The sequence below is a fragment of the Caproiciproducens sp. LBM24188 genome, assembly GCF_054130445.1.
Genome location: NZ_CP196862.1, coordinates 1803720 through 1828436, shown reverse-complemented (window position 1 = coordinate 1828436; position 24717 = coordinate 1803720). Strand labels below are relative to the sequence as shown.

23 protein-coding genes and 2 other annotated features are annotated in these 24717 nt (G+C 48.6%); of the genes, 17 read left to right on the top strand and 6 right to left on the bottom strand.

Translation table 11 applies throughout. The annotated features are described in order from the left end of the window. Positions 1–10 precede the first annotated feature (10 nt). The 4 genes from ACSVDI_RS08605 to pheS all read right to left on the bottom strand — a co-directional run bounded on the left by ACSVDI_RS08605 (position 11) and on the right by pheS (position 4103). Positions 11–310 carry a hypothetical protein gene (locus ACSVDI_RS08605; RefSeq protein WP_457942189.1) on the bottom strand — a complete coding sequence of 100 codons (300 nt, stop codon included), beginning with the start codon at positions 308–310 and terminating at the stop codon, positions 11–13. 55 nt (positions 311–365) lie between these two features. Further along, positions 366–611 carry an IreB family regulatory phosphoprotein gene (locus ACSVDI_RS08600; protein ID WP_457942187.1) on the bottom strand — a complete coding sequence of 82 codons (246 nt, stop codon included), beginning with the start codon at positions 609–611 and terminating at the stop codon, positions 366–368. Between the two features lie 71 nt (positions 612–682). Next, positions 683–3061, bottom strand: coding sequence for a phenylalanine--tRNA ligase subunit beta (gene pheT / locus ACSVDI_RS08595; protein WP_457942185.1), 2379 nt, complete (start codon positions 3059–3061; stop codon positions 683–685). Positions 3062–3083: 22 nt separating this feature from the next. Continuing rightward, positions 3084–4103, bottom strand: a complete 1020-nt coding sequence (gene pheS / locus ACSVDI_RS08590; protein WP_457942183.1) for a phenylalanine--tRNA ligase subunit alpha — start codon at positions 4101–4103, stop codon at positions 3084–3086. A gap of 64 nt (positions 4104–4167) precedes the next feature. After that, positions 4168–4389, bottom strand: a binding site (T-box leader). Between the two features lie 250 nt (positions 4390–4639). Here pheS and ACSVDI_RS08585 point away from each other — a divergent pair. The 11 genes from ACSVDI_RS08585 to trpA all read left to right on the top strand — a co-directional run bounded on the left by ACSVDI_RS08585 (position 4640) and on the right by trpA (position 15024). Beyond that, on the top strand, positions 4640–5155 hold the full coding sequence (locus ACSVDI_RS08585) for a DUF6106 family protein (RefSeq protein WP_457942181.1): 516 nt from the start codon (positions 4640–4642) through the stop codon (positions 5153–5155). Next, positions 5136–5507, top strand: a complete 372-nt coding sequence (acpS, locus tag ACSVDI_RS08580) for a holo-ACP synthase (protein WP_457942179.1) — start codon at positions 5136–5138, stop codon at positions 5505–5507. The genes ACSVDI_RS08585 and acpS overlap by 20 nt, the downstream gene beginning before the upstream one ends. Positions 5508–5566: 59 nt before the next feature. Continuing rightward, positions 5567–7129: an NAD(P)H-hydrate dehydratase gene (locus ACSVDI_RS08575; RefSeq protein ID WP_457942177.1), complete on the top strand. Its 1563-nt coding sequence runs from the start codon at positions 5567–5569 to the stop codon at positions 7127–7129. A 23-nt stretch (positions 7130–7152) separates the two neighbouring features. Further along, the gene (locus ACSVDI_RS08570; protein ID WP_457942176.1) at positions 7153–7668 is read left to right on the top strand and encodes a hypothetical protein; all 516 of its coding nucleotides are present in this window, start codon (positions 7153–7155) and stop codon (positions 7666–7668) included. A 144-nt stretch (positions 7669–7812) separates the two neighbouring features. Beyond that, the gene (locus ACSVDI_RS08565) at positions 7813–7986 is read left to right on the top strand and encodes a hypothetical protein (RefSeq protein WP_457942175.1); all 174 of its coding nucleotides are present in this window, start codon (positions 7813–7815) and stop codon (positions 7984–7986) included. A gap of 146 nt (positions 7987–8132) precedes the next feature. Beyond that, positions 8133–8414, top strand: a binding site (T-box leader). Between the two features lie 59 nt (positions 8415–8473). Continuing rightward, positions 8474–9943: an anthranilate synthase component I gene (gene trpE, locus ACSVDI_RS08560; RefSeq protein ID WP_457942174.1), complete on the top strand. Its 1470-nt coding sequence runs from the start codon at positions 8474–8476 to the stop codon at positions 9941–9943. Continuing rightward, the gene (locus tag ACSVDI_RS08555) at positions 9940–11580 is read left to right on the top strand and encodes a bifunctional anthranilate synthase component II/anthranilate phosphoribosyltransferase (protein ID WP_457942172.1); all 1641 of its coding nucleotides are present in this window, start codon (positions 9940–9942) and stop codon (positions 11578–11580) included. Before trpE ends, ACSVDI_RS08555 begins: the two co-directional genes overlap by 4 nt. Positions 11581–11628: 48 nt before the next feature. Next, the gene (trpC, locus tag ACSVDI_RS08550; RefSeq protein ID WP_457942171.1) at positions 11629–12405 is read left to right on the top strand and encodes an indole-3-glycerol phosphate synthase TrpC; all 777 of its coding nucleotides are present in this window, start codon (positions 11629–11631) and stop codon (positions 12403–12405) included. Continuing rightward, positions 12402–13022, top strand: coding sequence for a phosphoribosylanthranilate isomerase (locus tag ACSVDI_RS08545; protein WP_457942170.1), 621 nt, complete (start codon positions 12402–12404; stop codon positions 13020–13022). Before trpC ends, ACSVDI_RS08545 begins: the two co-directional genes overlap by 4 nt. Positions 13023–13052: 30 nt before the next feature. Further along, entirely contained in the window at positions 13053–14246 is a 1194-nt protein-coding gene (gene trpB, locus ACSVDI_RS08540; RefSeq protein WP_457942169.1) for a tryptophan synthase subunit beta, read from the top strand. Further along, entirely contained in the window at positions 14233–15024 is a 792-nt protein-coding gene (gene trpA, locus ACSVDI_RS08535) for a tryptophan synthase subunit alpha (RefSeq protein ID WP_457942168.1), read from the top strand. Before trpB ends, trpA begins: the two co-directional genes overlap by 14 nt. Before the next feature lie 57 nt (positions 15025–15081). Here the strand turns inward: trpA and ACSVDI_RS08530 are convergent, their stop codons facing one another. Further along, the gene (locus ACSVDI_RS08530; RefSeq protein WP_457942167.1) at positions 15082–15255 is read right to left on the bottom strand and encodes a hypothetical protein; all 174 of its coding nucleotides are present in this window, start codon (positions 15253–15255) and stop codon (positions 15082–15084) included. 320 nt (positions 15256–15575) lie between these two features. Between ACSVDI_RS08530 and ACSVDI_RS08525 the strand changes: the two genes are divergently transcribed. After that, complete coding sequence (locus ACSVDI_RS08525) at positions 15576–16916, top strand: glycosyltransferase (RefSeq protein WP_457942166.1); 1341 nt, start codon at positions 15576–15578, stop codon at positions 16914–16916. 73 nt (positions 16917–16989) lie between these two features. On the opposite strand, the gene ACSVDI_RS08520 is transcribed toward ACSVDI_RS08525, so the two are convergent. After that, complete coding sequence (locus tag ACSVDI_RS08520; RefSeq protein WP_457942165.1) at positions 16990–17946, bottom strand: RluA family pseudouridine synthase; 957 nt, start codon at positions 17944–17946, stop codon at positions 16990–16992. A gap of 190 nt (positions 17947–18136) precedes the next feature. Here ACSVDI_RS08520 and pyrE point away from each other — a divergent pair, with 190 nt between their 5' ends. The 5 genes from pyrE to ACSVDI_RS08495 all read left to right on the top strand — a co-directional run bounded on the left by pyrE (position 18137) and on the right by ACSVDI_RS08495 (position 24650). Then, entirely contained in the window at positions 18137–18715 is a 579-nt protein-coding gene (gene pyrE / locus ACSVDI_RS08515) for an orotate phosphoribosyltransferase (RefSeq protein WP_457942164.1), read from the top strand. Positions 18716–18748: 33 nt separating this feature from the next. Continuing rightward, positions 18749–19513 carry a JAB domain-containing protein gene (locus tag ACSVDI_RS08510; RefSeq protein WP_457942163.1) on the top strand — a complete coding sequence of 255 codons (765 nt, stop codon included), beginning with the start codon at positions 18749–18751 and terminating at the stop codon, positions 19511–19513. A gap of 1 nt (position 19514) precedes the next feature. Continuing rightward, positions 19515–21476 (top strand): excinuclease ABC subunit UvrB, encoded by a 1962-nt coding sequence (uvrB, locus tag ACSVDI_RS08505; protein WP_457942162.1) that lies wholly within the window; start codon positions 19515–19517, stop codon positions 21474–21476. A gap of 94 nt (positions 21477–21570) precedes the next feature. Next, complete coding sequence (gene uvrA, locus ACSVDI_RS08500; protein ID WP_457942160.1) at positions 21571–24408, top strand: excinuclease ABC subunit UvrA; 2838 nt, start codon at positions 21571–21573, stop codon at positions 24406–24408. Between the two features lie 32 nt (positions 24409–24440). Beyond that, positions 24441–24650: a hypothetical protein gene (locus ACSVDI_RS08495; RefSeq protein WP_457942158.1), complete on the top strand. Its 210-nt coding sequence runs from the start codon at positions 24441–24443 to the stop codon at positions 24648–24650. Positions 24651–24717 lie beyond the last annotated feature (67 nt).

Sequence of the window (24717 nt, the reverse complement as noted above, 5' to 3'; positions counted from 1 at the left end):
CTTTTTGACCTTACTCAGCTAATGCTCTTGAAAGCCAAGCGTCGGCAATGTCCATGGCAAGGTATAAACCGCTTTTTTCGCTGGATTTTACAATCTGTTTACGGGCACGTATATTCTGGTCCGTATACATCAATTGAATGGAAACCTTATCGGCAACTTCCAAATCCTGAACCTTTTTCTTGCTCTTGACTTCTAGCTTCACAACGTATTTATCTTTCATGCTTCCGTAATAAATTACATCGCCGCAGCGCACCAACGGTTTTCCCCTATAAGTAGGGAACTGCTCGGCGTTGCCTGTCTTTTCATTCATTCAAGAATTCCTCCTGTTATTCAGTTACAAGGAAGCGCCGGCCGATTTCAGCCGATTACTCGCCAAGATATGATTTCAGCAAAACCTGCAATAATTCATCCCGGTCTATCTTGCGGATAAGACTACGAGCCCCATTGTGCGTGGTAATATAGGTGGGATCTTCCGACAGAATATAGCCTACAATCTGATTAATGGGGTTGTACCCCTTTTCTTTCAGGGAATCATAAACCAAAGTCAATACCTTTTTAATATCCCCTTCGCGATCGTCACCAATTGAAAACGTCATCGTCTTATCTAGCATGGAAACACCTCCAGTACTGTTATAATACAACATACGGCATATAAATTCAAGAACATTTTGTGAACAAATGTTTATGAACGGAGCGAGATCCCCGCCTTTTCCAGTTCTTTCATGATCTTTTTCATTACGGAGGCCGTATGCTCTTCCGTCAGGGTATTGTCGCTGGAACGCAGAACCAGGCTGAACGCTACACTCTTTTTACCGGTTTCAATCTGTTCGCCCTGATACACGTCAAACAGACGAATTTTTTCCAGCAGACTTCCGGCAGCCTTTGCGATGATTTTTTCCAGCTTCAGCACCGGGATATCCTCATTGCAAAGCAGCGCAAGGTCACGTGTAACAGCAGGGAATTTTGGCAGGGGAATATAAGTCTTCTCCGCTTTTGCATGTCGGAACATCAGGTCCACATCCAAGGTAAAGCAATAGACCCGTTCTGCTATCCCATAGTTTTCAGCCGTTTTGGGGTGTATTTCGCCAATCACGCCAAGACGCTCGCCATCCAGGGTGAGCACGGCGCAACGGCCGGGATGGTAGCTGTATTCATCGGATGAAGCTTCAATTTCATACCCGCTTACTGAAAGTTCTTCCAAAAGCTGCTCCGCCATTCCCTTTGCGGTGAAGAAATCTGCCTGATTTCCATACATCCCAACAATCAAGGTGTTCTTTTCTTCGGGAAGCTTATCTTCCGTGGTCGGAATGTATTCGCTTGCCAGTTCAAACAGGCAAACCGCTTCGTTCCGGTTATTGTAGTTGCGGGCAAGTACTTCCATCATGGACGGTAAGGCTGTGGTGCGCATAATGCTGGTGTCTTCCCCAAGCGGATTGGATATGGTGATCGATTTACGAAGCGGGGAATCCGCCGGCATGCGGATTTTATCATAGTACTTCGGGCTGATGAAGGAGTACGTCATAATTTCGCTTGCGCCAAGCGCGAGCATGGTATCATTAATGGTACGCTTAAATTTCTGCCAGTCGGAATATTTTCCTTGTGCGCCGCCGGGGAGGGGGGTGCCTGGAATTTTATTGTAGCCGTAGAAGCGCGCGATTTCCTCGGCAATGTCCGCTTTGTGCTCCAAGTCAGGGCGGAAGGTCGGCACCAGAATCAGGTTGCCTTCAAACTCGCAGTCCAGTTTCTTTAAGATGGTCTTCATCTCATTCGCAGTCAGATGAGTATCCAAGAAACGATTGATCCAGTCAACATCGAGATAAATTTTTCTGCGCTCCGAATCATAATGACGATCAATCATATAGTCATCCATTACGTCGCCCGCATCCAGAAGTTCCACCAGTTCGCAGGCGCGTTCCAACGCCGGCAGGCAGTTGTTTGGGTCAAGCCCTTTTTCATAGCGGGATGACGCGTCGGTTCTCATTCCCAAATCACGGGCGGTGGTACGCACGGAGGCTCCGTCAAAGCACGCGGATTCAAAGACAATGGTGGTGGTGTCGTCCATAATTCCACTGTATTCGCCGCCCATGACGCCGGCAATGGCAATCGGTTTTTCGGAATCGGCGATTACAAGATTCTTGGTGGTCAATTTGCGTTCCACGCCGTCCAGCGTAGTAATCGACTCGCCGTCTTTGGCGCGGCGTACGCGGATTTTGTTGTCCTTAATAAAGCGAAGGTCAAACGAATGCATCGGCTGGCCATATTCCAGCATGACATAGTTTGTAATGTCTACGATATTGTTGATGGGGCGGACACCCATGGCGCGGAGCCGCTCACGCATCCAACGCGGGGACGGTTTTACCCGTACGTTTTTTACCACACGGGCGGAATAGACAGAGCAGAGGTCTGTCGCTTCCACTTTTACATCCAGCATGTCCTTGCAGGAGCCGTGGCCGCCTTTTACAATCGGCTTGTGCAGCTTTAAAGGTTTATCAAACGTTGCGGCAACTTCCCGCGCCAAACCAATGACCGAAAAGCAGTCCGGACGGTTTGAGGTAATTTCAAACTCGACTTTGGTATCGTTGAAACCAAGCGCCTCACAAATGGGCTGCCCAAGTTTGCAGTCCTCCTGCAGAACAAAAATACCGTCTTCAATGGCATAGGGAAAATCGTGTTTGGTTAAGCCAAGTTCCCCAAGGGAACAAAGCATTCCGTTGCTTTCCACACCGCGTAGCTTTCCCTTTTTAATCTTCTTGCCGCCCGGAAGGGTGGAATTGTTCAAAGCGACCGGAACCACATCGCCCACCTTCAGGTTTTGTGCCCCGGTGACAATTTGGAGCGGCTCTCCGCTGCCAACGTCTATTTTGGTGATCCATAAATGATCGGAGTCTGGGTGACGTTCCAGCGACAGCACTTTTCCAACAACCACATTGTTGATTTCGCTGCCTTCGACTTCCCAGCCTTCCACTTTAGAACCGCTCATAGTGACCGCTTCGGTGAAAGTACGCATTGGCATTTCGTCCAACTCGACAAATTCTTTTAACCATCTCATGGATAAATTCATTTTAAATACGCCTCCTCATGACTTAAAACTGCTTCAAGAACCGGATGTCGTTTTCATAGAACAGACGAAGATCGTCAATGTTGTATTTCCGCATGACGACACGTTCCAGTCCCATGCCAAGCGCAAAACCGCTGTAAACTTCCGGGTCGATGCCGCAGTTGGAAAGAACCTTCGGGTGAACCATGCCGCAGCCCAGAATTTCAATCCAGCCTTCGCCCTTGCATAGGCGGCAGCCTTCGCCATGGCAGTTAAAGCACTGTACGTCAACTTCCGCCGAAGGTTCGGTGAAGGGGAAGTGATGCGGGCGGAAACGGATGACAGAGTCTTCGCCGTACATGCGCTTTACAAACGTTTCCAGTGTTCCCTTCAAATCGGCAAAAGTAATGCCTTTGTCAACCACAAGGCCTTCAATTTGATGGAACAGTGGGGAATGGGTGGCATCTACGGCGTCGGAACGGTAGACACGGCCAGGGGAGATGATGCGAATCGGTGGCTTCTGTTTTTCCATCACGCGGACCTGAACCGGGGAAGTCTGGGTACGCAGTAAAATATTGTCGGTGATGTAGAAGGTATCCTGCGTATCTCTGGCTGGGTGGTTTTTCGGAATATTCAGTGCTTCAAAGTTGTAGTAGTCATATTCCACTTCGGGGCCTTCTACGATTTCGAAACCCATGCCAATAAAGATTTCTTTAATGGCATCCAATTCGATGGAAAGAGGATGCTTGGAACCAAGCTTGTGTCTGGTTCCTGGCATGGTAACGTCTATTTTTTCCTTTTGCAGCCTTCTGTTAAGTTCTTCTTCCTTTAGTTCTGCGGCGCGCTTTACCAGATCCTGTTCAATGAATGCGCGCACATCGTTTGCAAGCTGACCGATTTTCGGCCGTTCCTCCGGGGACAGGCTGCCCATCTGCTTTAAAATAGAAGTCAATTCCCCTTTTTTGCCCAGATATTTAATCCGCAAATTTTCCAATACCTGCTGGCCCTTTGCCTCAGCCAGCTCGCGGATTGCTTGCTCGCGGATCGCCTCAAGCTTTTCTTTCATGAAAGTCCTTCCTTTCCTGCTATAAGAAAATATTTTAAAACTTAAAATAAAAAAGCCCCGCCCCGAAAGGGACGAAGGCTTAGCTCCGTGGTACCACCCTAATTGATGCTTTTACGGCCAATAACGGTGCCTGCCGTCGCAGCCTACTGTTTGCTCCTCGCTTGTTGTTCAGCTGCGCCACTCCAAAGGGAACTTCGCCTTTTTTATCCGCAAGCGTGTTTTCAGCCGGTGGCACGCTCTCTCTTGGCGGATGCCCAAAGGTTACTTCCTTTTTCCTCATGTTGTCTCAGTATTGAATAATATTATCACTTTTGTCTGGAAAATGCAAGTAGTTCCAAACGGTCGCATATCCTATGGCATAATTTTACGATTCAGCCTGCAGATTTTCGGCAAATCCGGGATATTGCTGTTGACCGCGCGCTATTCCAACTTATGACATCTTTATTGCAGTAATGGGAAAGATTAGAATAATGGTTGTAAATAAAAACCGGGTATGCTACAATATGCAGTAATGGTTAACAAATGGAGGCAGGAAAATGGATGTATTTATTGAACAAATTATAAAGAAGAAGTTTGGAACCAAGGATTATTTGATCTTTGCCGGAATTATAATTGTGGGGCTTCTCCTCATTGCTGCAAGCATGCTCTTTATTCCCAGCTTTTCTTTAATTATACTGATAGCCGTTTGTTTTGGAGCCTATTATCTGATTTCTTCCCGAAATCTGGAATTTGAATACAGCATTACAAACGGCGATATTACCATTGATAAAATTATTAACCGCCGCAGCCGGAAAAGAGTCATTTCCATGGATGCACATAATGTTGAGAAAATGGGAAAATACAACCCCGCAGAACATCAGCAGAAAACATATGCTGCCCGACTGATTGCTTCCGTTACGGACGACGGTCAGGACGCATGGTATTTTGTCGGAAACGATTCGAAAAAGGGCGGGAATGTGCTGGTCGTATTCAGCCCCAACGAAAAGGTCCTTGGAGCAATCAAGCCGTTTCTCCAAAGGCAGGTAGCGATTGATGCATTCGGTCGGAATTGATTTGGTTGAAATCAACAGAATAAAAAATGCGATGAAAAATCCGCGCTTTTGTCTGAGAGTACTCGGTCCGTCCGAGTACTCTCAGCTTGAAATGCGCGGATTTCCCGTTCAAAGCGTAGCGGCCAGCTTCTGTGCGAAAGAAGCGTTTTCAAAAGCTCTTGGTACCGGTTTGCGTGGATTTTCCATGAATGAGGTGGAGCTGCTCCGCGCCCCGAACGGTCAGCCATACCTGCATTTAAGCGGCAATGCGGTCAAAATCGCAGAAGAACGTGGAATCACTTTTTCCGTCAGTATTACGCATACCCGTGAATATGCTGCGGCCGTGGTAATTGGGGAAGAAAAGCAGGGGTAAGCCTTCCTTCCCGTGCCGCCCGGCCGATGTTACACGATGAAAGGAGCGGTTTATCCGTCATGAAAGTCCTGAATTGTGCCCAGTCAAGGGAACTGGAAAAAAGGGCGGTGGCTTCCGGCATCAGCTATTTACAGCTGATGGAAAACGCCGGGAATGCCGCTGCCCAGTTTTTAAAGAAACAATTTCAATTTTCCAACAAGCATGTTGTGATTCTTTGCGGAAAAGGGAACAACGGGGGCGACGGCTATGTGGTTGCCCGCAGTTTGTCAGAAGCCGGTGCTCTGGTGGTTGTAGTCTTGGTTCAGGGCCTTCCCGCGACAGAAATTTCCCGCACTATGTTCGAACGGCTGCAGCAGACCAACGTGAAAACAGTATTTTATGAAGAACTTCCGGAGCAAGTGGAGCAGATGGTAAGTTCCGCGGATTTTATCATTGACGCAATCTATGGAACTGGCTTCCATGGAAGCGCTCCGGAAAATATGACATCCTTGTTTCATGCGGCAGCCCAGGCCGGTGGCATACTGGTTTCCCTCGATATTCCGAGCGGTGCCAATTGTGACACGGGAGCTGTGGAAGGCGCATGTATGGCGGCAGATTACACCGTTTCCTTTTCCACTCTGAAAAACGGTCATTTACTGGAACCGGCGCGTTCTTTCTGCGGACGCGTCGCAGTGCTTCCAATCGGAATTGACTCGCACCTGATTGAAACGCAGGAATCCACACTGGAGGTAACAGAATGGAAACACGCAAAATCCATCATCAGGCCGCGCAATCCGGAAAGCAACAAGGGGAATTATGGGCGCTTGCTGTGCGTTTGCGGCAGTGAGGGAATGGCCGGCGCCGCGGTCATGAGCGCCGGTGCGGCAGTACGCTGCGGAGCGGGAATTGTCGATATTGCGCTTCCTAGGTCCATCTATGGAATTGTCGGTTCACGGCTTGCCGAACCGGTATACACGCTTCTTGACCGGACCGAAAGCGGCACCATTACGGAAACGAGCAGGGAGGCGCTTCTGCAATCACTTGGAAAGGCAAGTGCCTGCCTGCTTGGATGCGGTTTGGGGCAGAGCAGCTTTGCCCTTGACCTGCTGATGGAGGTTCTTGCTCATTCCAAAATCCCGCTGATCATCGATGCAGATGGCATAAACCTTCTAGCACAACATATAAATAGATTGAAAACAGCGGAAGTTCCCGTTATTCTCACGCCTCATCCGGGTGAAATGGCGAGGCTTTTGAAAACTACGGTGCGGGATGTTCAGGCGCATCGGCTGGAATATGCGCAGAAGTTTGCTTTTACTTACGGGGTAACGCTCGTTCTGAAGGGTGCCGGCACAATTATTGCCGGGCCGTCCGGTGCAGCATATTTAAATCCCACCGGGAATGCCGGAATGGCGAAAGGCGGCAGCGGCGACGTTCTGGCCGGAATGATTGCTTCTTTTGTCGCGCAGGGAATCGAGCCTTATCAGGCAGCAGTCGGCGCGGTTTACCTTCATGGTGAAGCTGGGGACCGCTGCGCCAAAGAATTCTCCCAGTGTGCGATGCTTCCAACCGATCTAATTCAGATGCTTCCAAAGCTGTTTTTAAAAATCGAGCGGGAAAACACGGCGGAACCCCTGACTCGATAAAATATCAGCGGGGAGTGCTGCGCATGAGGCGTGCGGTTTTGGTATGGCTTACTCTTGCAGTTTTATTCTCTTTTTCCGCCTGCTCTCAGGGAGAGGATAAGACCATAAAACCGGAGGATATTCTGTTCACTTTCCAGTGTCAGGCTACTGTGAACAACAATGGCAAGCAGACGGAATGCGATGTCAGCCGGTCTGCACCCGGTGTTATCAGTGTAAAAATCACTTCTGGGGATGCCAATGGCATGACCTATTTTTGGAAAGACAACAAATTTTCCATTTCTTACAGCGGCTTGACGGCAGAAAGCGAAGACTGCGTGTTGCCCAAAACAAGCTTTGCCTATCTGATTAAGCAAACTTTGGACTCTGCCTCTTATTCCGGGGCGTTAACCGCATCCCACGGCAACGAATTTTCCGGCAGTTCCTTCGGGTACGATTATACAATATCCGTAGATGGGGAAACGGGCCGAATACGAAAACTGAATATTCCGAAGTACGGCTTAATGGTCGAGCTACATCATTACCGTGAACTTGGAATTTAATCGGGAAAAGGAAGCAGGAACGGTGGGTTCCTGCTTCCTTACTTTTCTGGATCAGCAGAAAATATCATTTCAGGTATTGCAACCAGTTTCTTTCAACGGTATGATTAGTACAAAACAGACAGGGGCTATATTCAGTATAATTACATGGATGAAAATAATAAGGCGGGAAAATCCGGGCTGGAGCTGGCGGGCCAAAAAGGGATTCCGATTATCGTTATGGAACCGCATCGCGGCGAATGGGCGCTGCACTGGATTGGGAAGTACCCGCAGGTAATGGTGGTATATCGAAATATGTTGCCGGAATTACTGCGGGAATAAATGCGGATAAAAATTAAGAAAGAAAACGCGAACTATTTCAGACATTTCCTCATAAAATAGACTTAAAAGCCCTTGACAGATGATTTGAAACGCTTTATAATTACATCAATTGAATAATGTGAATCGCTAAATGGGATTCACATAAGATAAATTCGTTGAGCAAAGGTAAGTAACAAACACAACGGTGTCACAGAGAGCACGGCGTATGGTGAGAGCCGGTACAAACGATGTTTGCGAATGGATTTGTGAGAAGCGCAGGAAAAGGGGAATCCCGAGTATCTGTCGCCGTGCTCCGCACGTTACAGCGGGAGGGTATCCAAGCAAATGCGGCGTACCTTTTCTGAAAGCTGATTGGTTGTGTACCCGGATGAGGAGAACGTTCATTCGTTCTCGAATGAGGGTGGCACCACGAGCCTATCGTCCCTTAGCAAAAGGGGACGATAGGCTCTTTTTTTACTCAAATTTATTACGGAAGGAGAGTTTTTCAATGTTGTACCCATCTTTGGAAGTCGTTCAGGAATTTCTGCAAAGCTACCGAACGGTTCCGGTCTTTTCCTCCCAGTTGATGGACTGCCAGACACCGGTTGGTATTTTCAGCACGCTGAAAGCGTATTCGGAGACATGCTTTCTTCTGGAAAGCGTAGAAAATTCGGAACGATGGGGGCGCTATTCATTCATCGGCATCCATCCAAAAGCACAGGTAACCATTCAAAACGGAACAGCGACTTTTAATCAAAACGGAACGTCGCACACCGAACGCATCGAAAATCCGGCTTCCTATCTTTCCAAAATCATGGAACAGTACCGCTCTCCCGTTTTTGCGGGATTTCCAAGGTTTACAGGCGGGTTGGTCGGATACTTCGGCTATGATATGCTGCGTTACCTGGAAAATACGCTGAAGGCCCCTCCGGAGGATGACCTGCTATTGCCGGACTGCGTACTGGATTTATACGATGAAGTAATTGCGTTCGATCATTTAAGCAGCAAGGTATTTGTGATTTTGAATATCCACCGTGATTCGGATGCAGCAACGCAGTACGCGCTTTGTGAGCGGCGTGCCAAAGAATTGTTTCGGAAAATCGGCGAAGAATCCGCCGGAACCACTTTTGCGAAGAACGGGGGCGATCCAATCATCCATTCCAATACTACACCGGAACAATACACCGATATGGTCAACCGGGCGAAGGAACATATTCTGGCGGGTGATATTTTTCAGGTTGTTCTTTCGCAGCGCTTTGAAATTGAAAACCCGCCGGAACCGTTTCTTGTCTACCGGGCGCTCCGCGCAACGAATCCTTCTCCGTACCTCTACTATTTTCAGTCCAAGGCATTTCAAATTGCGGGCGCTTCCCCGGAAATGCTGGTCAATGTGGAGGACGGTTTCATTACCAATAAACCGATTGCGGGGACTATTCGGCGCGGCAAAGAGGAAGCGGAAGACAAAATGCTGGAACAGCAGTTGTTACAGGATGAAAAGGAACGGGCGGAGCATACCATGCTGGTTGATTTGGGACGCAACGATGTGGGGCGCGTCAGCCGGTTCGGCTCTGTGCAGGTGGCCGATTTCATGCATGTGGAACGCTGTTCCCAGGTAATGCACTTGGTTACGGAGGTGCATGGAACCCTGCAGAATGATAAAACTTCGGTGGACGCTTTACTTTCCATACTCCCTGCGGGAACCCTTTCCGGCGCGCCGAAAATCCGCGCAATGCAAATCATTGACGAGCTGGAACCCAAAAAGCGCGGCGTTTACGGCGGGGCAATCGGTTACCTTGGATTCGACGGAAATATCGACACCTGCATTGCCATCCGCACAGCACTGTTCCGCAACGGCAAAGCCTATGTGCAGGCCGGGGCCGGCATTGTCGCCGACAGCATACCGGAAAAAGAGTATCTGGAAACAAGAAATAAAGCGCAGGCTGTAATCAATGCAATCCGGGAGGCGAATGAACTATGATTCTTTTGCTCGACAACTATGACAGCTTTACTTATAACCTGTACCAGCGGATTGGAGCGCTGTATTCTGATATTCTTGTAGTTCGCAGCGATGCAATCACGCTGGAGGAAATAGAAGCGTTAAACCCGCAGGCTTTGATTCTTTCCCCAGGCCCGGGGTACCCAAAGGACGCTGGAATTTCGGTGGCGGCCGTCCGGCGTTTCAGCGGGAAAATACCGATTCTCGGTGTATGCCTCGGCCATCAGTCCATTGGGGAGGCGTTTGGGGCGGTTGTCGTTCGTGCTTCCCGGGTGATGCATGGAAAATCCAGTAAGATCCGGGTGAATCCGAATTGTCCGCTTTTCCGCGGAATTCCGAAAGAAATGGAGGCGGCGCGGTATCATTCGCTGATTTTGGATAGAAATTCTCTGCCGGCATGTTTGATTGTAACCGCACAGGATAAAGATGGCCAGATTATGGCGTTGCAGCATCAAACCGACCCTACTTACGGGGTTCAGTTCCATCCGGAATCCGTATTAACCGCCTGCGGGGATCAGATTCTATATAATTTTCTGAAAGAGGTGTGTCACTTGGTATTGCAGCAGACGATTGTTCCCTCCATTCCGGCGGAACAACGAATCGGATTAAAGCCCTATCTTTCCAAAGTGGTGGATGGGAAAAATCTGACGGAGCAGGAAGCCATGCAAGCCATGAATTATATCATGAGCGACGAGGCCACCGATTCCCAGATTGCGGCGTTTATTACCGCCCTTCGAATGAAGGGGGAAACCATTGAGGAAATCACCGGTTTTGCAAAAGTAATGCGTGAAAAAGCCAAGTCGGTACCGATTTCCTCGGCGGCGACGGATATTGTCGGTACGGGTGGGGACCTTGCGAACAGCTTTAATATTTCGACCACCTCTGCGTTTGTCGCGGCGGGGGCGGGGTTAAAAGTCGCCAAGCACGGGAACCGGAGCGTTTCCAGCAAGAGCGGCGCGGCGGATGTTTTAGAGGCACTGGGCGTTAACATTCGGCTTACCCCGGAACAGGCCGCGCAATGTATGGAAGAATGCGGAATTACCTTTCTGTTTGCCCAGAATTACCACGGCTCCATGCGTTACGCGGCGGGCCCGCGCCGGGAAACTGGTCTGCGCACCGTATTCAACATTTTGGGGCCGCTTGCCAATCCGGCACATGCCAACACCATGCTGCTCGGTGTTTACGACGAAAAGCTGCTGGAGCCGCTTGCCAACGTCTTGAAAAATCTCGGTGTGAAAAGCGCACTTCTGGTGCACGGCAGCGACGGCCTGGATGAAGTCAGCATTTCCGCCTGCTCAGAGCTCTGCGAAATTCGGGATGGAACGATCACGCGATATACCCTGAACCCGGTCGATTACGGCATGAGGCTGGCAAAGAAATCGGATATCGTTGGCGGCACGGCGGAGGATAACGCCCAAATAACACTTGCGGTGCTTTCCGGCGAAAAGGGCCCCGCCCGCGACATTGTTCTGCTAAACGCGGGTTGCGCCTTATACGTCGGAAAGCTTGCCGGCAGCATCGCAGAAGGAATCCATTTGGCAGAGCAGTCCATTGACAGCGGTGCGGCTAGGGAGAAACTGAATCAGCTTAAAGCAATCTCCAACCGTGTCTCAAAATAAGCGGAATGGTTGGTACCATAAGTTTTTGCGAAAGGATGGCGACCACGATTGATATTGGATGAAATTGCAGCAAAAAGGCGGATTCAGCTGGAACGGGAAATGAACCGCGTTCCTTTGGAAACGGTAAAAAAAGCCGCGGAACATGCAGCAAACTGCGGCGTTTTTACCGCGTCACTGGAAAAAAACGGGCTGTCGGTCATTGCAGAGGTAAAAAAGGCATCTCCATCGAAAGGGCTGATCTGTCCGGATTTTCACCCGGTTACCATTGCAAAAGCTTATGAAACCGCCGGCGCGGATGCGATTTCCGTCCTAACGGAAGAAGTCTATTTTCAGGGTTCCTCCGTCTACCTGAAAGAAATCCGCCAATCGGTCGGCCTTCCCATTCTGCGAAAGGATTTTATCATTCATCCGTATCAAATTTACGAGGCGAAAGCAATTGGAGCGGACGCCGTGCTTTTGATTGCCGCCCTTCTGCCGGATGAAGCACTGAGGGAATATTCGAAACTTGCCGATTCGCTGGGACTGGACCGTCTTATGGAAATACACAACGAGCGGGAGTTGGAGCGCGTTTTAGCAATGGAAAGCAAGCTGGTCGGAATTAATAACCGGGACTTAAAAAACCTTCAGGTTGACCTGCAGACCACCGCACGTTTGGCAAAGCATGTTCCGAAGGACTGTGTGCTGGTTTCGGAAAGCGGCATTGTTACCCACGAAGATTTTCTTGCCGCGGAACAGGCAGGGGCGGATGCCGTTTTGATTGGGGAAACCTTGATGCGGAGCCCTTCCATTCCCGAAATGCTGCGTGAATTGAGGAGAAAGCTGTGAAAGTAAAGCTGTGCGGCGTAAAAAGGCCGGAGGATATCTGGTATATGAACGAATTCCAACCGGATTACGTTGGATTCGTTTTCGCGGGAACGAAGCGCAGAATTACGCCGCAGACGGCGGCGAAGCTGGCGGAAAAGCTGGACCGGAACATTCAGAAGGTGGGGGTCTTTGTAAACGAGCAGCCGGAAACCGTTGCCATGGTTGCCAAAATGGTTGGTCTGCAGGCTATTCAGCTGCACGGAAACGAAACAGAAGAAGAGATCGCGTATCTGCGCGCCCGTTTGCCGAGCTGCTCCGTTTGGAAAGCAGTGCGCGTACAGGATGAACGGAGTCTTTCCGCCGCGCTTCGTTTGTCCGCCGACTTTCTTCTGCTGGACAGCTTTTCTGACTCCTCTTACGGCGGTACGGGGAAAATCGCAAATCTTGCAGTCATTCAAAAAGCAAACATTGCCCGTCCATATTTTTTGGCTGGAGGGTTAAATAGCGACAACATTCGCACCATAGCTGCGTCCTTACACCCGTATGGCGTAGACATATCCAGCGGCATTGAAACAGACGGCGTAAAAGACCGGAAAAAAATCGAAACCATTATGCGAATCATACGAAACATTCTGTGATTTCATGATTTAGAAAGGCAGGGAGAATTCATGAGTAAAATCGGCAGATACGGGGAATTTGGCGGTCAGTATGTACCCGAAACGCTGATGAACGCCATTCACGAATTGGAGGAGGCTTACCAAAAATACCACGCCGACCCCGCGTTCCAGCAGGAGCTTCAGACGCTGTACAGGGACTATGCAAACCGTCCCTCCATGCTTTATTACGCGAAAAAAATGACAAAGGACCTTGGCGGGGCAAAAATTTACCTAAAAAGGGAAGACCTGAACCATACTGGTTCCCATAAAATCAACAACGTTCTCGGCCAGATTCTTCTGGCGCAGCGTATGGGCAAAACACGTATCATTGCGGAAACGGGCGCGGGCCAGCATGGTGTTGCTACCGCCACCGCGGCCGCGCTGTTCGGGCTGGAATGTGAGGTGTTCATGGGCGTGAAGGATATGGAGCGCCAGTCGCTAAATGTGTACCGGATGCAGCTGCTGGGCGCAAAGGTCACCGGGGTGGAATCCGGCACCGGAACGCTGAAAGATGCAATCAACGAAGCCATGCGTGACTGGTCGGCCAATGTGGAAAGCACCTACTATTTGATTGGTTCCGTCATGGGGCCACATCCTTATCCGCAGATGGTGCGCGATTTTCAGAAAGTAATCGGTGTGGAGGCAAAACGCCAGCTTATGGAATTGGAGGGAAAACTGCCGGACTGCGTGGTTGCCTGTGTTGGGGGCGGTTCCAACGCAATGGGGCTGTTTTACGACTTTATTCCGGATTCCGGCGTTCGCCTGGTCGGCGCGGAAGCTGCCGGGAAAGGAGTTGACACGGCCCTGCATGCGGCGACGATTGCCAAAGGTACCACTGGAATTTTCCATGGAATGAAATCTTTGTTCCTGCAAAATGAAGAGGGACAGATCGCCCCGGTGTACTCTATTTCGGCTGGATTGGACTACCCCGGGATCGGGCCGGAACATGCCAATCTGTTTCGCACCGGGCGTGCGGACTATGTTGCGATTACCGACGAGGAAGCGGTTCAGGCATTCGAATACCTGTCGAAAACCGAGGGAATCATTCCGGCGATTGAGTCCGCTCACGCGGTCGCGGCGGCCATGAAAATCGCTCCCAAAATGGGTAAAAATCAGGTTATGATTATTAACCTGTCCGGGCGCGGCGACAAAGACGTTTATTCCATAGCAAGATACAGAGGGGTGAATTTGAATGAACAGAATTGAAAGGAAACTCCACCAATTAAAGCAGAACGGGGAAAAGGCATTTATTCCGTTTGTTACGGCGGGTGACCCAAATCTGGAAACCACGGAAAAGCTGGTGCTCGGCATGATTGAATCCGGCGCCGATCTGGTGGAAATCGGTGTGCCGTTTTCCGACCCGATTGCGGAAGGTCCCGTCATTCAAAGAGCAAGCAAACGCGCGTTGGATTCTGGCACCACACTGGTCGGGATTTTTGGAATGGTCCGCCGCATTCGCGAAAAAACCGATGAACCTCTCCTGCTGATGCTGTATCTGAATTCGATTTTCCGTTTCGGGAAGGAACGTTTTTTCCATCTATGTGCGGAGTGTGGCGTCGATGGTGTGATTGTACCGGATATGCCCTTTGAGGAACGGGATGAAATTCTGGATGTGGCTCAACAGCACGGCGTCATCTCTATCAATTTGGTCGCGCCGACCTCTCATGACCGGATTGCCGCCATTGCAAAGCAGGCCAGAGGCTTTCTGTACTGCGTTTCTTCCACCGGCGTAACCGGAACCAGAAGCAGTTTTACGACGGATTTCAGCGAATTCTTTGGTCTAATTCACAAATACGCATCCATCCCCTGTGCGCTTGGATTTGGGATTGCACGGCCGGACCAGGCCAAAACAATGAGCACTTACTGCGACGGTGTGATTGTGGGGAGCGCCATTGTAAAAATCGTGGAACAGAACAGAGAGAACTCGTTGAAACCGGTGACGGATTTTGTAAAAAGCATGAAGCAGGCCATTCTCAAGCCATAAAAAAGCGCCCCTGAACAGCCAATCATACGCGGCTTTTCAGGGGCGCCTAAGATTTTGTTATTCGTTCCTTAACAGGTTCTGGGCATAATCCTGCAGGGAAGCAAACGAATTGATATTCTGTTCCCGCGCGGAAATTGACTGTTTCACATAATCCGGCAAGGAGTCATAATATTCTTTTGCCTGTCGGTCTTCCCCGAGCAGTTCAAATAATCCGCTGTATTTTGTCTTCAAAAATAGGACCATCCTTTCTTTGAAATCATATTGATGCTTCGTTTTTTCATTTCTTTCATTCTTTGATTTTTCTTCGATAGTTTTTCCAATGCGAATTAATTTATGACCGAAAGGTAAATTCTTTTGGAATTTTTCCGATATAAATCTATGTTGATATGTGTAGGCTCCAGCCGGAGCCAATTGCGGTCGAATATCCTTGGTGCATTTCTACCCCATCGGGTAAATTGGGGATGAACCAATTTGACCGGTTGTATTAGAACCAATACAGAACAGCGGGACAGAAATCAGTGTCCTAATCAAAGTTCGGGAGAGGTGTTTCTATGTCAGGTATTCCGATCTTTAAAATAGCAATTTCTTCTTTGCTGCAGGATGCAGGGGAAGCAACACGTGCCATTGAACTTGCACGCGGTCTACGTGAAAACTGCCCTCCGGGAATAAAACTGGAAATTGTTTTTTTCAGCCATGGGAGTTCCTTCGACAATAAAATTGAGATGGATGGATTCAGCGTGCATCGCGTTGCACCGGAACTGCCCGGGGTCGGTTTCCGGCATGATTTAAAGTCGACCGTGGTGGATATGGTTGGAGATAAAGAACTGGCGGTTCAACTGTTACAAGGGGAAATTGATGCCATCCATGAGGTTCGTCCGGATGTTTTCATCCACGGATTTTGGCCGATTGCTGGCGTTGCCGCAAAAATTGCGCGGGTTAATAAAGAAATTGCCTATTTTCCGCTTCCGTTTGCTCAGGACCCTTTCTGCACCTATCTGTTAAAAGATATTCCCGATTTTTTGGAGCATTTGACGCGCTTACCCATTAAAGCAAGAAAGTTTATTATGGCGAAAATGCCGCCGAAATTCAAGCTAAAAGCGCCTTTGCTGAAACAGAACAATATTATATCGGCTTATCAAAAAGTAACGCGAAAAACAGAAACGCCCGAAATGCAGAACCTGTTTGATATGCTGAAGGCGGATTTTACGATTGTAAACGATCTTCCGGTATTTTACGAAGGCGACCCCATGCCGAAAAATTTTCAGGTGGTTGGGCCTTTGTTTTCGCCAAGCGAACCCTATGATGAGATTGATATTAACATCTTAAAGCGCTTTGCTCCGGAAAATAAAAACACAAAAATATTTTGTACGCTGGGCAGTTCCGGTGAAAGTAAAAATTTGCTGGAAGCCATTCGCGCGCTAACCCTAGGAGAGCATCCGGAATGGGATGCAGTCGTTGTCTGCCCGCCTTCCGTGTGCCCAATTGAGGAAGCACGGGCGCTGGTGGGCGAAAATCCGCATATTTATCTAACAGATTCCTTTGTACCCGCTGTTAAAGTGAATGGGATGGCCGATCTTGTGCTTTCACATGGAGGACAGGGGACGGTGCAAACGGCGATTTCCTGCGGTACACCCATCGTCGGATTTGCCGTTCAGCCGGAACAGCAGGTTAACCTTGATCATCTTGTTGAGCGCGGCGCGGGAATACGCATTCCCATCCAACAATGGCAAGCAGATGAGATTCGGAAAGCGTTGATTACCGTCATTGAAAACCCAGCCTATCATGAGCATATGGCGGAGCTGCAGCAAATTCTGAAAGGAATTGACGGAAAAAAGAACTCTGCTGTGGCAATTTGGGAAAATATCGGAAATCCGATTTCCCATCTCAGCTGATGATTGGTAACGAAAAAACAGGTGCCATAAAGATATGGCACCTGTTTTTTAAAAGCTTTTTGACAGCAGTTTACTACAGTTTTTTAAATTCGTTTAAAAACCAGACTTCTTTTGCTTCAAACTCTCTGTTATTTAAATAGTTCAGAATGCCAGCATCCGTTTTAAACTCAAACTTCAGCTTATAGGAGTATAGCGCCTGGTATTTGAATCCGGTTCCTTTGTTCATGGCGTTGGTTCCGTACTTCCCGTCCCCGACCAAGGGATGGCCAATGGAAGCAAGGTGTGCGCGGATTTGATGCGTACGCCCGGTCAGCAGTTCCACCTCCAGAAGGCTGAATGGCCCATGTTCCTCCAATACCCGGTACTTCGTGCGAATTGTTTTGGAATCGTCGGTTTTCGTGTTATGGATATAAACGCGGTTCTGGTTTTCATTTTTTTCCAAGTATCCTTCCAGAACCGCCTCTTTTTTCTTCATCACACCGTGCACAATGCAGAGATACAGCTTTTGCAGTTCGCGCTTTTTTACCTTTTCATTCATAATGCGTAGGGTTTCTGCATTTTTGGCTGCCATAACAATGCCGCCGGTATTCCGATCAATCCGGTTAATCAATGCCGGAGCGAATGAGGCTTCCTCCTCCGGATGGTATTCGCCCTTGTCATACAAATAATGCTGCACCCGGGCAATCAGGGAATCAAAATGATAGTGTTCGTCCGGATGAACGATTAGACCCGGCTTTTTATCTAAAATCATGATATTCTCGTCTTCATAGATGATATTCAATCGATTGGGCGCTTTAAGAAAATCATATTCCTTTTGTTCCTGCTGAAAAAATTCATCTTTCAGGAACATGGTCAACACGTCGCCTTCCTGAAGATGAGTCGAAATTTCGCAGCGCTTCCCATTTAACTTAATATCTTTTTTCCGAATTGCCTTGTACATCATCGATGTGGGAAGATTGTGGTAGGTTTTGGTCAGAAACTTGTCCAGACGCTGGCCGGCGTCATTTTTTTGAATTACAACCTGCTTCATTGTGTTGCTCCCATGTACAAAATAGAGAAATTACAGTGTTTATTTTTTTGCTGAAATACCAATATAAGAATAAAATCGGCAACCATGATTATAGCACGTATCATCGCCTCCGAAAAGACGAAAATACTTTTCAAACAATATTTTTTAGTATATAATGAATCGAAAGAGAAAGAAAAGGGGACCAGATGCGATGACACAGGAAAGAATCATGGAAATTCTGAAAGAAGCCGGTGTTCTGCTGGAAGGGCATTTCAAACTGACGTCCGGCCGGCACAGCAACAAGTACTTGCAGTGTGCCAGGATTTTCCGCAACACGAAGTACAGTGAAGAACTTTGCGGTGCGCTTGCCGAACAATTTAAAAACGATCGGATTAAAATTGTCATCGGGCCTGCTATGGGAGCTGTTCAAATGGCTTATGAAGTCAGCCGTTCCCTTCACTGTGAAAACTTTTTTACCGAACGTGATGAAGAGGGGAAAATGTCCCTCCGCCGCGGATTTGTGGTGAATCCCGGCGACCGTGTGTTGGTTGTGGAAGACGTGGTAACCACGGGCGGCTCTGTGCGTGAAGTGATTGAGCTGGTCAAAGCAGCGGGCGGCGTTGTAGTGGGAGTAGGTTCCATTGTGGACCGAACCGGAGGGAAAATTGATTTCGGCGTGCCGTTCCGCGCTGTTATTTCCATGGAAGTGGAATCTTGGGAAGCGGAAGACTGCCCTTTGTGCAAAGCCGGGGCTCCCGCGCCAGTGAAGCCGGGAAGCCGAAAAATATAAATTTTGCCTATGCAAAGAAAGGTGGTGGCTGCGTTGGAAAAACCGGAGCAAACAAACACGCTGAAAGCCAAACAAAACGCCGCCTCCTCCGTACACAGTGGGCACCGAGAACGGGTAAAAAATAAATTTCTGGCGGAAGGGCTGGACCATTTTGAGCCGCATGAAGTGCTGGAACTGCTCCTGTACTTTGCGATTCCGTTGAAAGACACTAATCCCATTGGGCACGAGCTTTTGCAGAGGTTCGGTTCGCTTTCCGGGGTGTTCAACGCTCCCTTTGAAGAATTGCTCCAGGTGGATGGCATTGGGCGGTCCGCTGCCACCTTAATCAAATTGATTCCGGAAATCAGCAGATGTTATCAGGAAAACCTGAACAGCGAGAAGCACCGCATTTACTGCATTGACGAAGCGGCGAAATATCTTCTTCCCAAATATATCGGCCGTGCGAACGAAGCGGTAACGTTGATGCTGTTGGACAGCAAAAGCAGGGTTCTGTACTGCGGAATTGTAAACGAGGGTTCGGCGGTTACCGCGAATATTTATATTAAGCAGATTGTACGGCTTGCCGTACAGTACAATGCGGTTTATGCAATTTTGTCGCACAACCATCCAAGCGGGAACTGTCTGCCTTCCAAGCAGGACCTGAATACGACCAAATGGGTTTTTGAAGCACTTCAAACCGTGGAAGTTCGTCTGATTGATCATATTATTGTCAGCGACAACGATTATTTTTCAACGGCTAACAGCGGTATTATGCCTGATTTGTTTAATCAGAAAGAGGATACAGAGGATACGGAGTAATATGGATTTTAAACTTGTTTCACAGTACAAACCTACCGGCGATCAGCCGAAGGCGATACAGGAACTGGTCAACGGGCTGCAGAATGGGTACAAAGAACAGACGCTGCTGGGGGTTACCGGTTCCGGCAAAACGTTTACCATGGCAAATGTGATTGCGCAATTAAACCGGCCGACTCTTGTGCTCGCGCACAATAAGACGCTTGCCGCGCAACTGTGCTCCGAGTTCAAAGAATTCTTTTCGGAAAATGCCGTGGAATATTTTGTCAGCTACTATGATTATTATCAGCCGGAAGCCTACATTCCCACAACGGATACCTATATCGAAAAGGATTCCGCAATCAACGATGAGATTGACAAGTTAAGGCACTCTGCAACTTCTGCGCTTTCTGAACGCCGGGATGTTATAATTGTGGCCAGCGTGTCCTGCATTTACAGCTTGGGCGACCCAATCGATTACCGAACGATGGTGATTTCCCTGCGGCCCGGTATGCAGAAAAATCGTGACGATCTGCTACGAAAGCTGGTAGAAATTCAATACGAGCGAAATGACGTCAACTTTACCCGTAACAAATTCCGGGTGCGCGGTGATGTTGTGGAGATTTTCCCTGCCCAATCGAATGACACTGCGATTCGGGTTGAATTTTTTGGGGATGAGGTGGACCGCATCACCGAAATCAATGCATTAACCGGGGAATTAAAAGCGGAGTTGAAACACGTTGCGATTTATCCGGCTTCCCATTATATTGTACCGCGCGAAAAAATGCAGCGGGCCCTTAACAACATTCAGCAGGAAATGGAAGAGCGGGTGGCTTATTTCAAAAGTAAGGGAAAGCTGATTGAAGCACAGCGCATTCAGGAACGCACGCAATATGATATGGAAATGCTTGGTGAAATCGGTTTCTGCAAGGGCATTGAAAACTATTCCCGTGTTATGTCGGGTAGGGCGCCTGGCAGCGCTCCGTTTACATTGCTGGACTATTTCCCGAAAGACTTCCTGCTTTTTGTGGACGAGTCCCATGTTACGCTGCCGCAGGTTCGCTCTATGTATGCCGGTGACCGCGCACGCAAGCAGTCCCTGATTGATTTCGGATTCCGTCTTCCATCTGCGTTTGACAACCGCCCGCTGAATTTTGACGAATTCTATGAGCACGTGAATCAGGTGGTTTTTGTAAGCGCTACTCCGGGGGATTTTGAAAAAGAGAAATCCGCTCAGATTGTAGAGCAGGTAATTCGCCCAACAGGATTGGTCGACCCAGAGGTCATTGTCAAACCAACCGACGGGCAGATCGACGATTTGATTTCGGAAATCAATCTGCGCACAGCAAAACAGGAACGCGTGCTGGTTACCACCCTGACCAAAAAGATGGCGGAAGACCTGACTTCTTACCTGGAAGGCATGGGAATCCGGGTTCGCTATATGCACCATGACATTGATACGGTGGAACGCATGGAAATCATCCGCGACCTACGCCTAGGTGAATTCGATGTGCTGGTTGGAATCAATCTTCTCCGCGAAGGTTTGGACATCCCGGAAGTATCTTTGGTCGCGATTCTTGATGCGGACAAAGAAGGCTTCCTTCGTTCGGAGCGTTCTTTGGTTCAGACCATCGGGCGTGCCGCCAGAAACGCAGAAGGTCAAGTTATCATGTATGCGGATACCGTAACACCTTCCATGGAAGCCGCCATTCGTGAAACAGAGCGCCGCCGCTCCATTCAAATGGCATATAATCAGGAACATGGTATTGTGCCGAAAACAATTATAAAGAAGGTAGCCGATATTCTGGAAATATCGACTCATAAAGAAGATAGCAAGGAGAAAAAGAAAAAGCGTCTCACTCCTGCAGAGAGAAAGCAGATGATTGAACAGCTTACCAGGGAAATGAAAGCTGCCGCTAAACTGCTGGAATTTGAGCACGCTGCCTATCTCCGCGATAAAATTAAGGAGTTAAGCGGTCAAAAATAAATTTTGGTTTCCAAAAAAAGCTTGAAAATAATTCTTCTAATAGGAAGTACCAACTGCAAGGCTTCCAGCTTACAGCGAAAGGATTACCATTAAGATGACAGCAAAAAGCATTTATGTAAAGGGTGCCAGAGAGCACAATCTGAAAAATATCGATATTGAAATTCCGCGCGACAAGCTGATTGTATTTACCGGCCTGTCCGGCTCCGGAAAATCATCCCTCGCATTCGATACCATTTACGCGGAAGGACAGCGCCGTTATATGGAATCGCTTTCTTCCTATGCGCGTCAGTTCTTAGGGCAGATGGACAAGCCCGACGTGGATTATATTGAAGGCTTGTCCCCGGCGATTTCCATTGACCAAAAAAACACTTCCCAAAATCCTCGTTCCACAGTGGGTACGGTAACGGAAATCTATGACTATCTGCGTCTTTTGTACGCCCGCATCGGCATTCCGCACTGCCCAATCTGCGGCCGCGAGATTACGCAGCAGACGGTTGACCAAATTGTAGACCGTGTCTTGGCTCTGCCGGAGAGAACTAAAGTTCAGATCCTTGCTCCTGTGGTACGCGGCCGGAAGGGAGAGCACCAGAAAGAGCTGGAAGCAGCACGCAAAAGCGGGTTTGTACGTGTGCGTGTGGATGGAATTATTTACGATTTGGCGGAAAAAATCAGCCTGGAAAAAAATAAAAAGCACACGATTGAAATTGTTGTTGACCGTTTGGTAATTCAGCCTTCCATCCATTCCCGTCTGGCCGATTCCATTGAAACTGCTTCATCCCTGTCAGGCGGATTGATTATCGTCAGCATCGTGGATGGGGAGGACCTGACCTTTTCCCAGAATTATGCCTGCCCGGAGCATGGAATCAGCGTAGAAGAGCTTTCCCCCCGGATGTTTTCATTTAACAATCCGTTCGGGGCATGCCCCAAGTGCACCGGATTGGGTGTCTTTATGAAAATTGACCCTAATTTGATTATGCCAAACAAGTCGCTTTCCATTAAGCAGGGCGGTTTAAAGGCAAGCGGGTGGGCTATGGAAGGCAGTACCATCGCCACCATGTATATGGAAGCGCTTGCGAAGCATTATCATTTTTCACTCGACACCCCGTTGGAACAGCTTCCGCCGGAAATTATCGATATTTTGCTTTATGGAACCAAAGGGGAAAAGATTCAGATTCACCGCCAGAATGAATATGGCAGTGGGGTATACAATACTGAGTTCGAGGGGATTATCAACAATCTGGAACGCCGGTTCCGTGAAACGCAGAGCAATTGGATTAAAGAAGAAATTGAATCTTATATGAGCACCATTCCGTGCGACGAATGTCATGGAAAGCGTTTGGCACCTATCAGCCTGGCTGTTACTGTCGGGGGAATTAATATTAGCGATTTCTGCGAAAAATCCATTTCGCAGGCGCTGGAATTCATGGACGGGCTACAACTGAATGACCGGGAAACCATGATTGCAAAGCCGATTATAAAAGAAATTAAAAGCCGACTGAACTTTCTGAAAAGTGTCGGCTTAGAATATTTAACCCTTTCCCGTTCTTCCGGTACGCTTTCAGGTGGGGAAAGCCAGCGCATCCGTCTGGCAACCCAGATTGGTTCATCCCTGATGGGGGTTCTGTATATTCTGGATGAACCTAGTATTGGTCTGCATCAGCGCGACAACGATAAGCTGCTTGCCACATTAAAGCGTCTGCGTGACCTTGGCAACACAGTCATTGTTGTGGAACACGACGAGGATACGATTCGTGCGGCGGACCATATTGTCGACATTGGCCCCGGGGCTGGAATTCACGGCGGCAACGTAGTCTTTAACGGAAAAGTCGAAGATCTTGTGAAATGCAAAGACTCCATCACCGGGCAGTATTTGAGCGGTGAGAAACGGGTAGAAATACCGGAAAAACGCAGAAAAGGAAACGGCAAAAAGCTGAAAATTATTGGTGCAAGCCAGAACAACCTTCAGAACATCAATGTGGATATTCCGCTTGGAAAATTTGTCTGCGTTACCGGTGTATCCGGTTCCGGAAAATCTTCTCTGATTAATGAGATCCTCTATAAATATCTTGCGGCAGAACTGAACGGAGCCAAAACCAGACCTGGTGCGTTCAAAGAAATTAAAGGTATTGAGGCGCTGGACAAGGTGATTGAAATTAATCAGTCACCGATTGGGCGCACGCCCCGCTCCAACCCCGCAACCTATACCGGGCTTTTTACCGATATTCGGGAGCTGTTTGCGTCTACTCAAGATGCTAAGCTGCGTGGGTATAACTCCGGGCGATTTTCATTCAACATTAAAGGGGGCCGCTGTGAGGCCTGCGAAGGCGATGGAATCATTAAAATCGAAATGCATTTTCTTCCGGACGTATACGTTCCCTGTGATGTCTGCAAAGGAAAGCGCTACAATCGTGAAACACTGGAAATCAAATACAAAGGAAAAAGCATTTACGATGTTTTGGAAATGACGGTAGAAGAGGGGCTGGAATTCTTCTCCAGCATCCCACGGATTGCTCGTAGGCTCCAAACCCTGCAGGACGTTGGGCTAGGTTATATCAAAATCGGTCAGCCTGCAACGACCCTTTCCGGCGGCGAAGCGCAGCGTGTTAAGCTGGCCGCCGAACTTTCCAAGCGCTCCACGGGTAGAACCATTTACATTTTGGATGAACCGACTACCGGGCTGCATATCGCCGACGTGCACATGCTGATTAATGTTCTGCAAAAGCTGGTGGATAACGGCAATACCGTTCTGGTAATTGAGCATAATCTGGATTTAATAAAAACTGCCGATTATATTATTGACCTTGGTCCGGAGGGCGGCAGTGGCGGAGGAACCGTAATTGCCACGGGTACACCGGAAGAAGTTGCAAAGGTTCCCGAATCTTATACCGGGCAGTATTTAAAGAAAATGCTCGCTTCAAAGTCCGGCAAATAAAAGGGATAAGCGGAAAAGGATGGAAGACTGACATGGATGATAAGGAAACGGAACAAGCAAACGGAAAAAAACAGCCGAAGAAAAATGGCCAGAGCGATTGGAGCGCGGGTTCCGGTCTGGCTATTGGGTTGGCGCTTGGCGTGGCCTACGGACTCCTATCGAATAATCTTGCCACAGGAATTGCAATCGGGCTTTGCTTGGGCGTAGGGTTTGATGGAATCCGGAAAAAGAAAAAATCGTAATTTACGGCAAAAGAAAAAAGCACAGGCCGCAGCAGCGTAGGATGCGTTGCTGCGGCCTGTGCCGTTT